The sequence below is a fragment of the Acidobacteriota bacterium genome, assembly GCA_033549365.1.
Classification (GTDB): domain Bacteria; phylum Acidobacteriota; class Aminicenantia; order Aminicenantales; family Saccharicenantaceae; genus JAWSUF01.
In genome coordinates this window covers 50986-65567 of the sequence record JAWSUF010000015.1, presented here as the reverse complement: position 1 = coordinate 65567, position 14582 = coordinate 50986, and the positions used below count along the sequence as shown (strand labels likewise).

The 14582-nt window shown below is 58.1% G+C and carries 10 protein-coding genes; 7 read left to right on the top strand and 3 right to left on the bottom strand.

Translation table 11 applies throughout. The features are described from left to right. Window positions 1-412, top strand: a 412-nt coding sequence (locus tag SCM96_14475) for a hypothetical protein (GenBank protein MDW7761828.1), incomplete at its 5' end; no start/stop codon positions are given. A 198-nt stretch (window positions 413-610) separates the two neighbouring features. Here SCM96_14475 and SCM96_14470 read toward each other — a convergent pair. Beyond that, window positions 611-1492: a phosphatidylglycerol lysyltransferase domain-containing protein gene (locus tag SCM96_14470; protein MDW7761827.1), complete on the bottom strand. Its 882-nt coding sequence runs from the start codon at window positions 1490-1492 to the stop codon at window positions 611-613. Further along, window positions 1489-1902: a GNAT family N-acetyltransferase gene (locus SCM96_14465; protein ID MDW7761826.1), complete on the bottom strand. Its 414-nt coding sequence runs from the start codon at window positions 1900-1902 to the stop codon at window positions 1489-1491. The genes SCM96_14470 and SCM96_14465 overlap by 4 nt, the downstream gene beginning before the upstream one ends. A 103-nt stretch (window positions 1903-2005) precedes the next feature. On the opposite strand from SCM96_14465, the gene SCM96_14460 reads away from it, so the two are divergent. Continuing rightward, entirely contained in the window at window positions 2006-4624 is a 2619-nt protein-coding gene (locus tag SCM96_14460) for a DPP IV N-terminal domain-containing protein (GenBank protein ID MDW7761825.1), read from the top strand. Window positions 4625-4652: 28 nt separating this feature from the next. Continuing rightward, the gene (locus SCM96_14455; protein MDW7761824.1) at window positions 4653-5933 is read left to right on the top strand and encodes an O-antigen ligase family protein; all 1281 of its coding nucleotides are present in this window, start codon (window positions 4653-4655) and stop codon (window positions 5931-5933) included. 20 nt (window positions 5934-5953) lie between these two features. Here the strand turns inward: SCM96_14455 and SCM96_14450 are convergent, their stop codons facing one another. Continuing rightward, a complete protein-coding gene (locus tag SCM96_14450; GenBank protein MDW7761823.1) occupies window positions 5954-6151 on the bottom strand; it encodes a hypothetical protein in 198 nt (65 codons plus the stop codon). A gap of 205 nt (window positions 6152-6356) precedes the next feature. Here SCM96_14450 and SCM96_14445 point away from each other — a divergent pair, with 205 nt between their 5' ends. The 4 genes from SCM96_14445 to SCM96_14430 all read left to right on the top strand — a co-directional run bounded on the left by SCM96_14445 (window position 6357) and on the right by SCM96_14430 (window position 14498). Beyond that, window positions 6357-7220 (top strand): DUF481 domain-containing protein, encoded by an 864-nt coding sequence (locus SCM96_14445; GenBank protein ID MDW7761822.1) that lies wholly within the window; start codon window positions 6357-6359, stop codon window positions 7218-7220. 87 nt (window positions 7221-7307) lie between these two features. Further along, window positions 7308-7736 carry a ferredoxin-thioredoxin reductase catalytic domain-containing protein gene (locus SCM96_14440; protein MDW7761821.1) on the top strand — a complete coding sequence of 143 codons (429 nt, stop codon included), beginning with the start codon at window positions 7308-7310 and terminating at the stop codon, window positions 7734-7736. Further along, window positions 7733-8011, top strand: a complete 279-nt coding sequence (locus SCM96_14435; protein MDW7761820.1) for a thioredoxin family protein — start codon at window positions 7733-7735, stop codon at window positions 8009-8011. The genes SCM96_14440 and SCM96_14435 overlap by 4 nt, the downstream gene beginning before the upstream one ends. A 136-nt stretch (window positions 8012-8147) precedes the next feature. Further along, window positions 8148-14498, top strand: coding sequence for a translocation/assembly module TamB domain-containing protein (locus SCM96_14430; GenBank protein ID MDW7761819.1), 6351 nt, complete (start codon window positions 8148-8150; stop codon window positions 14496-14498). Window positions 14499-14582: the final 84 nt, after the last annotated feature.

The following is a 14582-nucleotide window of genomic DNA, read 5'->3' as shown; positions in this document are numbered from 1 at the left end:
GTTCGGGAAAACCGTACTGGTGACGGACAATCTCGATTGGCCGCCCCATCAGGTCATCGAGTCCTATCGCCATCTGGCCTACATTGAAAACACTTTCAAAAACATGAAAAACGTCGATTATCTTCGTTGGCAGCCGGCTTATCACTGGACGGACCAGAAGCTGCGAGTCCATGGGTTTTACTGTGTTCTGGCCTTGTTGTTGTCCAGTCTGGCACACAAAATCGTTCTTCAGTCGGGGATGCCCGTCACCATCCCGGCGCTTCTCAAAGATCTTTGTTCGATCCGCGAGGTCGCCCTTCTCTATCCTCCGGAAAGTCTTCAGAAAAGCCATATCACGGTCAGCCGTTTAACCCCCCGGCAGAAGCGGCTGTCCCAGCTCCTTGGCGTTCAAGATGTCATGCTGAGTGGGTAATACGCCTATAGCCTGCTAAACATCCACATATCTACAAGATACAGATGGCGCAATCCATAAGTCGTAAAGTCGGGCTAGGAAGCAGCTCTCGATGGCGTAGTTGAGCTACGTCGAGAGGGCTGCAACGAAGCCGGAATGGCGAGATCGGCACGCCCGAAGGGTCATAAAGCCGGATTGATAAAGAACAAAAAACCGGCTTTATGACGCACAACCCCTCGGGGTGATGTTGTATTTTGTTATGAGGTGGTGCGGCCGATAAGAGAGCTTGGCCCTGCGAAGACCGGGATGGCCGGCGTCCTGTTCCCGGTTGATCCAGGCATAATCCACCCAGGCCCGGCGGGCGCACTCGCGGTTGATGAGTTGGGGCAGGCCTTCGAAAGCGGGATTGCCGATCTCGATATGGACGACGGCCGTTTCGGGCGAGAGTTCTCCGCCGATGGAGAAAGCTTCAACACGTTCTTCGACCAGGACGGCGCAGCCGCAGATGTCCAGGTCGGCGAAATGATCGATCGCTTCGCCGATCACGGATTTCTGAACCTCGAATTCCGAACTCCCGGCTTTTTCCGCGGCCCAGACATCGAGGAGTTTCCGGCAGTCCGAAAGCCGGGTTGAGTCAAGATCGACAACGGAATAGACATGGTTTTTTGTGAATTTTCGGATCCTGTTGCGCTTCCGGTCGAATTTTTTTCCTCTCAGTTCGGCCAGATCCCGGGTTCTGTAGACATAGTCGGCGTTGTCGCGGTCGGGCGTAACGGCAAAGTCCACGGCTAAAAGCTCGGCCTGGGATTCAGGAACACGCGACATCCGCGGCACGATATCGAAACAGGCGGCCGCCGTTTTTGTAGGATCACCCGGCCCCACCGGGGGAAGACAATACGGCGGTTCGGAATCCGGGCGGCAAAGAACGCAGAGCGTTTCGCCAATCATCGTCCAGGACGGCCGCTCGGCGTTCCTCCAGATAAACATGTTGGCGAAGGTCATTTCACAGGTTTCCGGAGGAAACCGGCGAAGCAATCCTTCCACCCATACTTTGTCCTTGAGTTCCAGGGGTTTGAACTCGGGAAATTCCGGAACGCTCAACGGGATTGTCTCACCATGACGGTGCAGCGGTCGGAGGGACAGCCCTCGCACCATCCGCTCGCCTTTTTTTCCTTGATGAAATCGGGCCCATCCGCAATCGTCCTGAAGCCGCATTTTTCAAAAAAGCCGGGAATGATCGTGGCCAGAAACAGGTCTTCGGACACCGAAGCGGACAGAGCCTCAACAAGCGCCCGTCCGATGCCTCGCCCTTCGGCGGCCGGTTCGACTCCGAGAGCGCAGAGCTCAAGTCCGTCCGGATGGCGCTTGAGACCGACAATCCCCTGAAGACCCCGTTCATCTTCGGCCAAAAAAAAACCGTCGTTTTCCATGTCCGGATAATCCAGATCGCGGGAAGCCGCCAAACGAAGGATTCGTGGAAAATCTTCGGCTTCGGCGGGGCGCACACGCATGATTTTGTATTATACCATGCCGGGTTTTTGTTGACACTCCGACGCCGATCCTCATAATAGGGAATGTGATATTTCCTAAAATCCTTTCAGGAGGCTCGGCATCATGACACTCTCCTTCTTCCGAAAAGCGCGAATCCCGGCGGTTTTCCCCATCACGGCCGGTCTTTTTCTAGCTGTTTTGTTTCTCGCATCACCGGCAACCGCCGCACAGACTCACGACATCGAACGAGCCAATTACGACCTGGCGGCGCGGTGGACATCCCAGAAGGTCGCCAAAATGGTTCTGGATACATCGGTCTCCCCCAGATGGCTGGCCACGGGAGATCGCTTCTGGTACAGTTTTGAAACCGACTCCGGCCGGTCGTTTTTCCTTGTCGACCCGGACCGCAAAACAAAAACGCCGATTTTCGACAACGCCAAAATGGCCGCCAGGCTGATGCAGATCACCCTGTTCCCCTATGATGCGCAGAACCTTCCGATCAAAACGCTCAAATTCGTCAAGAACGACACCGCCGTTCAATTCGATATCGAAATGCCGCGGGAGGCCATGGTCGCCGCTCCCGGAAAGGCCGTCAAGACCGTTGACGAGCTTCTCGGCGAACAACAACAGGAGAAAAAAGACGAGGACGCCGACAAAACGAACGACAAGGATAAGGACGCCAAGACCAAGAAACTCTTTTTCGAATACACTCTGGCGACGGGACAACTGGTTCTTCTCGAGGATTTTGTCGAGCCCCCGAAGCGACCCCGCTGGGCCCAGATCTCCCCGGACAAAAAAACCGTCGTCTTCGCCCGCAACCACAATCTCTATCTCATGGATGCGGACTCCTACGCCCTGGCCCTGAAAAAGGCCGACGATACCGCCGTCAAGGAAACGCAAATCACGACGGACGGCATCGAGCATTACAGCTACGCCCGGACGCTGCGGGAAGAAGATAAAAAAGAACTCCAAAAGGATGAAAAGGATCGGGAGGATTTCCGCTCTCCCGCCGTGACCGTCTTCTGGTCGCACGACTCCAAAAAATTCGCGCTCATTCGAACGGATGAACGAAAAGTCGCCGATCTTTGGGTTATCAATCATATGGCCCAGCCCCGGCCGACTCTGGAGACCTACCGATACGCCATGCCGGGCGAAAAAGAAATGCCCCAGCCCGAGATCCTCGTTTACGACTTGGAACCCGAATCCTGGACGAAGGTCAAAGCCGATCAATTCAAGGACCAGACGCTGTCGATCGCCACGGCGCCGGCCTCGGTCTTCGATCGGGAGCTCGACGAACGGCCCGGTCTCCGCTGGCTGAGCGAAACGCCGGACAAGCTTTATTTCTCCCGATTGAGCCGCGATCTCAAGAAACTCGACATCTGTGTCGCCGATCCGGGAACGGGAGACGTCCGCGTTTTGATCGAAGAACGACTCAACACCTACATCGAGACCAAACCCCTCCGCCTGACCGCGGGAGGTCGCGAGATCATTCACTGGTCGGAGCGCGACGGCTGGGGTCATTATTATCTCTACACCTCCGATGGAAAACTCATAAACCGCATCACAACAGGCGAGTTCTCCTGCCAGTCCCTGGAAGGGATTGATGAGAAAACCCGCACGGTTTATATCACGGCTGCCGGGCGCGAGTCCGGCGATCCCTATTACATGCGTGTCTATCGGGTCGGCCTCGACGGGACGGGGATGAAGCTTCTCACATCCGAAGACGCCTCCCACTCCGCGGACATGGTCGACTCGGCGCGATTTTTCGTCAACACCTATTCCCGGGTCGACACGGCGCCCAAATCCGTGCTCCGCGATGCCCAGGGCAACCTCCTGCTCGAACTCGAAACGGCCGACCTGACCCGGCTCAAGGCCGAGGGCTTCGTCTTCCCGGAGCCGTTCGCCGTTAAAGCGGCCGACGGGATCACTGATCTGTATGGTGTGATGTACAAGCCCTTCGACTTCGACTCCGGACGCTCCTATCCCATCATCGCCTATGTCTATCCCGGACCGCAGACCGAAAGCGTGACCAAAACGTTTTCGCCCCGCAACCAGAATGTCGCTTTGGCTCAGTTCGGATTCATCGTGATCGAAGTCGGAAACCGCGGCGGCCACCCTCACCGTTCGAAGTGGTATCACAATTTCGGCTACGGCAACCTCCGCGACTACGGGCTGGCCGACAAGAAGGCGGCCGTCGAGCAGCTCGCCGCCCGACATCCTTTCATCGACATCAACCGGGTCGGCATCTACGGCCATTCCGGAGGCGGCTTCATGTCCACGGCGGCCATGCTGGTTTATCCCGATTTCTTTAAGGTCGCCGTGTCTTCGGCCGGAAACCATGAGAACAACATCTACAACAGATGGTGGAGCGAGAAACACCACGGCGTCAAGGAAGTCGTCGACAAGGACGGGAATGTCACGTTCGAATACGCCATCGATAAGAACTCGGAACTCGCCGCCAACCTCAAGGGCCGACTTCTTCTGACGACCGGCGACATGGACAACAACGTCCATCCGGCCAACACCTACCGGATGGCCGCGGCGCTCATCAAGGCCAACAAGCGGTTCGATTTCTTCATTTTTCCCGGCCAGCGCCATGGCTTCGGCGACATGAACGACTATTTCTTCTGGATCCGGGCCGACTATTTCTGCCGGCACCTGATCGGCGACTCCCGGACCGAAGTCGATCTCATCGAACTCCAACGCGAGCAGGAGAGAGGAGGAAGCCGCAGGGGACGCTGACGCATCTCAAACAAGATCCGAACGGATTATGATGAAGGACATCGAATCCGGCACACGCCAGACAGGGACGCGAATCCTTCTTTATGCCATTCTCGCCGGTCTTTTTTTTGAAGCGCAGCCCTATTCCGTCACTCTTCTCGGCGTCAGGCTCCGCATCTCTCTGATTTTGGCCGTGATCGGAATCGCGGCGATCGCCTACGGAATCCTGAGAAGCGGCGTTCCTCCGAGATTTGCCGTCGCCGACAAATTTCTCTGGCTTTACATGGGGGTGAATCTTGTCTCTCTTGTCATGTCACCCGATAAGCTCCGGAGCGTGAAAATCGCCGTTCTCCTGGGTGTTCTGATCCTTCTCTATCACTTGGTCGTCATCCTGGCGTCAAGGCCGAAGATTTTCGACGAAGCCATCCACGTTTTTCTGAGCATCGGTTTGATACAAATCGGATTCGGTCTCTATCAGGTCGCCGCCGGAATGCTTCGCCACTTTTTCGGTTGGAACTGGCCGGTCGGGCACCTCGGCCTCTTCCAGGCCTGGTTCATCGGCGCCCCCTGGGGTCGCCCGTACGGAACTCTTGTCGAACCCGACTGGTACGGTGCTGTCTGTCTTTATTATGCCGTCGTCTTCCTGGCTCTGGCCTATTCGAGAGAAGAAAAAAAAATATTTTATCGCTTCGGCGCAGCGGCATCCCTGGCCGGGCTTTTCTTCAGCTTCGTCCGCGCCGCCTGGGTGGGTTTTCTGGCGGGCATCCTATTTCTTGTCCTTTTCAGATGCAAGGCCTCCGGCCTGCGTCTTCATCCGGCCGGCCTTGCGAAAGCCGCCGCAGGGGCGCTGATCCTTTTCAGTCTTTTCACTCTTGTTTCACCGACATTCCAGACCATTGTCCAGCGAAGATTTTTTCCCCAGGGAGAAGTGGAGCGTTATCGGATGTTGACGATTCGAGCCCATGTCGCAAAAAACGCCTGGAGCCAATTCCTGGAATCCCCGATTATGGGACACGGACCGGGGACCCCGGTTAGAAATCACAGCTTTAATCACAGCATCATCATGACGGCGCTTGTGGATACGGGAGTCGTCGGCTTGGCGGCTCTTCTGGCTTGGCTGGGGGTCTTTTTCCATAAAGGACTGAAAAAGATCCCGGAGATCACGCCCGGCCGACAGCCCCTGGCTTTAGGCCTCCTCGCGGGAATCGCAGGGCTGCTTTTTTCCTATATTTTCACAACGGGATTATGGATCCCATTCACCTGGGTTTTTCTGGCGTTTTTTACGGCTGCCGTCGGCACAGCGAAAACACCGAACGCGTCAACCCGCTGACCTTGAGCGGGGGTCCGAATTCACTTTTCGGGCTTGCGCACCGTTCCGTCGGCACAGGGTTCGTCGTCGGCGTAGTTCCGAGCCATTTCCGGATTGGGAACGCTGGTGCAGAAAGGCAGCGGTTCCATGGGACGGCCGCAACACCGGGGAACGACGGCGTCTTTTTCGACGGACGCCTGTTTATGGCACCGGGTGCATCCATACATTGATGTGCTCATGCCTGATCTCCCTTCGTCCCGGCTCATCGGAGCCGAGGCAACAAGGTATCATGATCGGCTCGTCGACACAAGACGCACCCTGTGATAAATTGATCAAGACGAAAGCGCGGGGCCCCGTCCAAGGCATTTTTTCAACCGTTTAGTCGGACTGAGAGGTGTGATGTTGACACATCGAAGAAATCGGGCTTCACGCAAAAAGGAGAACATGATGAAGAAAACTCGGGCGGGGCTGACCGTCTTTTTCTTCGCCGTCTTGCTTCCGGTCGCCGGAAGAGCCGCGGAGGATGTGGAAACCCCGGAAAAAAGAGGCTGGATGGACCAGGCCGAGTTCAGCCTGGTCGTCACTTCGGGAAATGCCGTCAGCCGGACCTTCGGGCTGGCCAACATCTTGACCGGAACATGGGATCGCGACAGCATTGAGCTGAAGGTCAAGGCCGTCAGAGCCCAGACGGCGGTGCTGACCCGAACGGCAACGGGAACGGCCGACGATTTCCGGATTTCCGAAAACCGGGAAATCCGCCTGGCCGCCGAGAATTATGCAGCGGCCGGAAGCTACACCCGAGCCTTGTCCGGAGGATTTCTCTTCAAGGCCGGGGCCGGTTGGGAAAAAAACCGCTTCGCGGGCATCGTCTCGCGGACGGTTCTCGCCGCCGGATTGGGATACGCCGTCATCGCAACGGAGACGGCCCGGCTGAAAACCGACGTCTCCCTGACCTATACCTTTCGATCCTATCTGGAAAGCGGACCCGAACGTTTCGGTGGATTCCGCATCGCCGGGACTTTCGACAAGGCCGTCAGTCCGTCGGCCTCCTATTCCGGCGCGATCCTCTTCGATGAAAACTTGAAGGATTTCTCCGACTGGCGGGCCGACATGTCCCATGCTCTGTCGGTTTCGGTCAGTCGGAATCTGGCCTTAAAGGTCGGTCTGGATTTAATCTATATTCACAATCCCGCCGGAGGGGAGATTCCCCTGTTCGGACCGGATGAGGCATTTTCCGGCATTTTTGTCGTCTCTCCCCTGAAAAACCTTGATACCGTTTTCACGACCTCCCTCGTTGTGAATTTCTAGCTTTCAACATTTGACAACGCCCCTCATCCCACCTAAACTTCTAAGAAATGAGAATCGTTTGCCGGCCGATAGGAAAGGACGGGACTCATGAGAAAAAACTGGCGGTGTTTCGTCTGCAACGACATTCATCTCGGCGTTCAACCGCCTGAAATCTGTCCGACCTGCGGCATCCGAAAGGCTTATGTCGAAATCACATCCGAGGAAGCCCGGCAAATCGCATCCCCCGTCCAAACGGAGTTGACCCGGGAGGGTTTCCGCAAAGCCATCGAGACGTTCGTTGATGGCAACCCGTTTCAAGTCAGCCCGGACAAGGACAAGGTCCGCATGCTCATCGACGGGATTTTCGCCAACGAAAAGAACCACGGACTCAAGTACTGTCCCTGTCGCCTCAGGACAAAAGACTTCGCCGAGGATGTCCGGATCGTCTGTCCCTGCCATTTCACCGCCCATGAAACCTACAAGGACAAACCCGACGGCGAATGCTGGTGCGGGCTGTTCGTCAGGAGAAACGCATGAAAAAATTATTGCTCTTTCACGCCCGGGAATGCCCGCACTGCCGGCGCATGATGCCGCTCGTGGACAGGCTTGAAAAGGAAACCGGCGTCGACGTCGAGAGGCTCGAAATCTGGCATGACGAAAAAAACGCAGATCTCATGCGGTCCTTTCGCAATGATATCGCGCCGAAATGCGGCGGCCAGTTGAAAACGCCGACGTTCTTCAACACGGAAACGCGCGACGTCCTCTGCGGCGAAGTGCCTTACGAAACGCTCAAGGCCTGGGCCGCGTGCTGAGGCCGCCCGACTCGTTCCCGCTCTTGGAGAAAGACGTTCTTTTTCGTGATTGAGGTCGCACAAAAGGACGGCACGCAAAGTCTTGTGGAGCGTTTCGACCGGCGCAAGTCCCCCAAAAATTCGTTATAATAGAGATATGTCGAGAGATCGAACGAAGCGGAAACGCCGGTGGAAAAAGAGACTCATCATCCTGGTCGTTGCCCTCGCCGTCATGCTTGCCGCCGCACTTGCTTTTCTCCACACCCGGACGGCGGGACAGCTTCTTCTCCGAATCGCAGACCGTGCCCTGAGACAATCAGCCGGATTGTCTATTGAAGCCCGTGAGGTGCGATTCCGGCCGTTTTCTCTTGCCGTAAAACTCGAGGATCCCGTCATCCGGAGCCTCGATCCTGATGAATCCTGGCTCCAATCCTTTGCCGCGAAGAAAATCGAGTTCGACTTTCACCGGTCCATCGTTCTCGGGAAGAAGATCCATCTGCAAAAGGTTCTCATCATCCGGCCGCATTTCGAAGCCGTCGCATCCCGCTCCCCCGGCTCGGCTCAGGATATCCCGCATGAAACCGCGCCTCCCGTTGAACCGGAATCCGGGGTCTCCCCGATTCCGGAGATCCGCATCGACGCCCTCGACCTCGTTGAAGGAACTCTGGAAATCGACGGCGGCCCGGCCTCTTTCCTTCTCTCCCTGCGCGACATCGAAGCCGCGGTCCGTTTTCAGGCGCCCGCCGCGATTCACGACGGCCGGTTGAAAATCGGCGGCGGAAAGGCCGTCATCGAAGGTTCGGAGTTCGAGATCCGTGAAGTCGAAACGCGTTTCCGCTTCGACGGGAGCACTGTTTTCCTTGACGAACTCCGCCTGCAGACGGCGGATTCCATCCTGGCCGCAAGCGGCTCGTCCTCTGTTTTCGAGCCTCAACCATTGTTTGATTTTCGAGTCCGAACATCCCTGAGTTTGGAGGAATTCCTGCCTCTTCTGAACTCCTCCGTCATGATCTCGGGCCGGCTCGACCTTTCGGGGCATATCCGAAGCCGGGACGGCACCTTGAACTACTCCGGACATATCGAAAGCCGCAACGCCTTGCTGGCCGATCTGGGCCCCGCATCCCTCGATACGGATTTCGAGGGGAGTGCATCCGTCTTCAAGCTGACCGACCTGTCTTTTCGCTCGGAAGTCGGTCAACTCGAAGGCCAAGCCGACCTCGTTCTTTCCGGGCCCGGAGACTTTCGGATCGACGCCCGGTGGAGCGGCTTTCTTCCGGATAAGTGGGCCGCGTTTTTTCAACAGGACATTGCGATCGGCCCCGTTTCTTCCGACGGACGAATCGCGGCCCGCTGGCCGGCGGGCGCCATCGAAGACGCCGAAGCCGAAGCCTCGATCCTGATTCAGGCCGTCGGGCCCGTTCCGACAGCGGAACCGGGGCGGCCCATTGTTCCCGAGGGGCGCATGGAACTCCGAGCTTCGAAGGGCCGCATCTCCGGAAACGGCCGATTGTCCGCGGCCGGGGCCCGGCTGGACTTCAAGGGCCATGCCGACCGAGCGGAGCATATCGACGCGGAATTTGCCCTGATCATCCCAAATGTATGGGGAACGGCGGATATCCTGGCCGGGAGCCAGGTCCTCGCCGATTTCTATCCCTCGGGACTGGGGCCTGTTCCTGAAATAGGAGGCTCTGCCGCGGTCCGCGGGCATATCCGGGGCTCTCTCAAGGATCCGAAGTTCGCCGTCACCGTCCATGCGGATGATCTTCTCTCCGATGATCTCAGCCTGTCCGGAGTCCGGATCGAAGCCGCCGGAGATCGCGGCTCCGTCGACCTCAAGCGCCTGTCCGCCGCGGTCAACGAAGGGAGCATCACCGGATCGGGGCGGATCGTTTTCCGTAAAGACTCCTTCGAACCGGGAGCAGGAACATCCGGCCGCCTGGAACTTTCCAATATCCCGCTCGGTCCCTTCGCCTCTCTTCTCCCCTCAGGTCCGGCCGAGGATGCCGCAGGCGTTCTCAATGGCGGGGCGGAAATTTTTATGGATGAGAAGGGGATCCAAGCCGAGTTTCGCATGGAAGCGGCACCGCTTACGTTTCATGGAGCCGTGTTCGACAAGGTCGCCGCCCGTGGCCGATTCGGCAACGGGGAACTCACGGTGGAATCCCTGACGATCGAGAGTCAGGACAGCGCCCTTGAGGGGCATTTCGGATGGGACATCGCCGGCGGCGGATTTCATGCCTCGCTGATCGGCAACCGCATCCCCCTGGCCATGGCCGGAGCATTTCTGCCCGGAATGCCTCCGATCGAAGGCATGGCCGGGTTCGTCATCGAGGGGGAAGGAACGGTTGAGGAGCCCCGCTTTACGGTCTCCGTTTCGCTGGACAACGTCGCCGCAGAGGGGTTCCATATCCCGCGCCTGGAATTCGACGCTTTCGGCGACGGCGCCGCGGCTGCGGCCATTCTGTCCGTTCCTTCTCTCAATCTGAAAGCCGAAGCCGGGATCGCCTTTGAGGATGTTTTCAACATCCACGGACGCCTCGATATGCCCGGGATATCTCTGGCCGCACTTCTTCCGCAATCGTTCGGGGATGCTCCCGAACCCGGCGCGGAAGATTCCGTCCTCTCCGCGGAACTTGTTTTCGACTTTCCCATCCTGAAACCGGAAGACTTCCAGGCCAAGGGCACATTGGCCCTCCGGGACACCGGTTTTCTGGCCTCACGAATCATGGACCGGCCCACCGAGGCCGCGGATTCGGGATCGCTGGACGCCCGCTTTTCCATTCGGGGGGATCCCGCGGACATCGAAAATCTTGAGGTTGAACTCAATCTTTCCAACTTCCACCTGTCCTCCGGAGATCTCCGCATCAGAAACACGGCGCCCGTCGAAATCCTTATGAGAGAAGGCACCATCCGCCTGAAGGATCTGCTTCTCGCCGCGGACAACAGCGAATTGGGGCTCTCGGGATTCTACCGGATCGCGCCGGAACCCGAAATCGAGGCCCGCCTCCGGATGAAGATCGATCTTGCGCCGTTCGACGCCCTGGTCCCCGAAGCCCGCATCGGCGGTGCCGTCACGGCCGACCTCGCCGTTTCGGGAAACCCGGCCCAACCCGATATTCAGGGCCGAGTCGAAATCCAGGATCTTTTCGCCCGGGTCCGCGATTTTCCTCTCAACTTGACCGGCATTCGCGGAGATGTGAATTTCGACGGCGAGGCGGCCGTTCTGTCCCGCGTCCGCGGTGCGGCCAACGGCGGTTCATTCACCCTCGAAGGCCGCATCGACCACGGCGGATTTCGGCGTATCTCGGCGGAAAGCCTCCGCATGGTTCTTCGGAATTTCGATCTGGTCTTCCCGGAGGGATTCCGTTCGGTGTCGAACGCGGACCTGGAGCTTCGGGGATTATGGGGGAACATGACGCTTTCCGGAGAAGCCGGAATGCTGCGGGGCTTTTATCGCGAGGACATTCATCCCGGCGTCGAACTCCTCGCCATGATCCGATACGCCACGCCTCCCAGTCCCGAGGATTTCCCGCCGTTCCTGCGGGACCTGAACCTGGACATCAATCTGTCGTCCGTCGAACCGATCCGCGTCAGGAACAACTTAACCGACATCGAGCTCGAACCCCGCCTCCATATCTCCGGAACTCCGCCCTTCCCGCTTCTTTCCGGGCAGGTGCAGAACGCCCGGGTCGGCCAGGCTTTTCTCGGAGACAGACGCTACACCGTTGAATCGATCCGCGTCGAATATCTGGGTACGGAGATCACGGACTTTCTGATCGACATCGTGGCCTATACCCGGGTCCGATGGAACACCCAGGATGTGGACATCCGGCTTCACTTGAGCGGACCCATCGACAAACCCTCCTATACTCTGACCTCGACAAACGCGCCCCATCTGTCCGGCGACGATCTGGCCTTTCTCCTGCTCACCGGGAAAACCCTGTCCAATATTTCCGGAAGCGCTCTCGACACTCTGGGCGGCCAGATGATCCAGTATTTCGCAACCCCCCTGACGTCTCCGGTCACTGAGGGTCTGAAAAGCCTCCTCAAGGCAGAGGATGTCGTCATCGAACCGCTCAACATCGCCTCCGAGGAAGACCCGGGAGCACGGCTGACATTTCGGAAGCGGGTGTCCGACCGGGCCTCCGTGACCTATTCGGCCGACATCACGCGAAGCCAGCGGCAGACCTGGATTCTGGATTACGACCTCAGCCGATCCTTTCAGATCAGCGCGTTTCACAAGGACGACGGAACCTACGGATCCAGTTTCCAGCATTCCTTTACAATCGGAGGGCGTCGCGCCGCCGTCCGGATGAGCGACGCCGCGGTTTTCGAAGCCGGGACCTTCGCGGGTATCGTTTTTCAGGGCAATCCGGCATTTCCCGATGCCGTTCTTGAGGCTTTGACGTCGAAGATGAAGCCCGGGCACGATTTTTCTTACGGCGACCTTTACACCTCGATCGAGGATCTTCTCCATTTTTACAAGGAGCGGGGGTACGTCAATGCCGTGATATCCCCAAACATCCTCCGGGAAGAAGACGGACGGATCGACATCGTCCTGGACATCGATGCCGGACGGCCGGCCTCTATCGTTTTTATCGGAGACAACATCCCCAGACGTTTGAAAGCAAGCGTTCAGGAAGCCTGGAGAGGCGAGTTTCCAGAAAGTGCCAATCTTGTCGAAGCCCGGACTCTTCTGCTAGACGGGTTGAGGCTGACACGGCATTACGCCGCCGAAGTCACAACCGAAAAGCGGGAATCCGACGACCTCATCGAGTATGTCTTCACGGTCCGGAAGGGCGGCCGGTACCGGATCCGGAAGCTGGATATCCGGGGAAGCGAACCGCTCAGCCCCCGCGACGTCCGGAGGACCGTCCGTGAATATATCATGGCCAGGACGAAAGGGCCGTGGAATTTGGTTATCGACACCTCGGCCGCCCTGACCGCTCTCGACCGCCGGTACCAGGATCTGGGGCATCGCAGCGCCGTCATTTCCTCCCCGCAAATCGATGTCGACCATTCTTCGCGGAAACTGGAGATCCGTCTGAACATTGCGGCGGGGCCGCGCTCCTTCATCGGGAATGTCGTCTATGACGGCCTGGAATCCTTTGAAAGCGGTCATCTCGACTCCCGTCTGTCCCTGCGGCCGGGAAGCGCCTTCAGCCCGACGCGTGTTCAGGAGGATCGGAATGTCCTTCTGACATTTTATCGAAGCCGGGGATACGTCGACGCCTTCGTCTCGGCCCGGGTGGTTCCGCGTCCGGGAGAAGACAATGTCGATCTTCTGTATGAGATCCGGGAAGGATCCCGCCACACCGTGGGGGACGCCGAGGTCGAAGGCAACTCCCGGACAAAGACCTCTTTCATTTTGAGAGAGGCGCGGCTGGCGGAGGGCGAGGCGGTCAGTCTCGAAACCTTCGCCCGGAGCAAAAAGCGGCTTTACGATACCGGTGTTTTCCGCGGCGTGGACATTTCCAACCGCCCGGCGGAGAACGGCGGGGACGGAGACACGGTTGTCGTCTCCGTTGAAGAATCCCCGCCTTTCGCCGTCACCTACGGCCTGCGCTACAACTCCGAGGAAAAACTCGGGGGATTCGGGGAACTGGGGTTCTCCAACCTTTTCGGCGGCGGGCGACGGGGATTTCTCTCCTACCGGGAAAATCTCAGGCAGACCGATCTCCGGTTTTCTTTCCGAGTGCCCTATCTCTTCGGCATTCGCTTCAACACACTCACCTCTCTCTATGCCCAAAAGGACGTCCGGGACTTTTTCGCAACGGAGACCCGGGGCGTCAGCGTGCAGCAGGAAATCCGCCTGCCCATGGATTTTTCCCTCACCTATCTTTACCGTTTCAACCGCATTCACACCTACGAACTCGAAAGCTGGGGGCCGTTTCCTTTCGACTTCACCATCAACCTTTCCGAACTCGCCTGGAACCTCGTGCGGGACAGGCGGGACGACCGATTGAATCCAAAATCCGGATCGTTCTTTTCCGCAAGCTTGACCTACGCGCCCGAGGCCTTGGGCTCGGATCTTCCCTATGTCAGCTTCTTCGGCCAATACACGGCGGTTCGAGAACTCGGCGGAGGATTCGTCTGGTCCTCCGGTCTGCGGCTGGGTCTGGCCGATGCCTATGACCAGGTTCTCATCCCCAGCAAGAGGTTCTACGCCGGAGGCGGCAATTCCATCCGCGGTTTCAAGCTCGACTCGCTGGGACCGATCGATCCCTATCTTGAAAGAGCGGAAGGCGGAGAGGCCGTTCTGATCGTCAACTCCGAACTGCGTTTCCCGATTTTCAGTCTGCTGGGCGGCGCCGTCTTCTATGACTTCGGCAATGTCACCGCGACGGCCCGCGATCTGAGCCTGTCCGATCTCCGCCACGGCGCCGGATTCGGCCTGCGGGCGGACAGCCCAGTCGGCCTCCTGCGTCTCGATCTCGGATTCAACCTCAACCCCCGTCCGGGCGAACCCCGCCGCGTGCTCTTCTTCAGCATCGGCCAGGCTTTTTAACCTGATCAAACACTCCACCCTCCGCGCCTTGCATCTGCAGCCGCCTCGACTCGTGTATAGATCAGGTTAGCCTGAGCCGTCCAG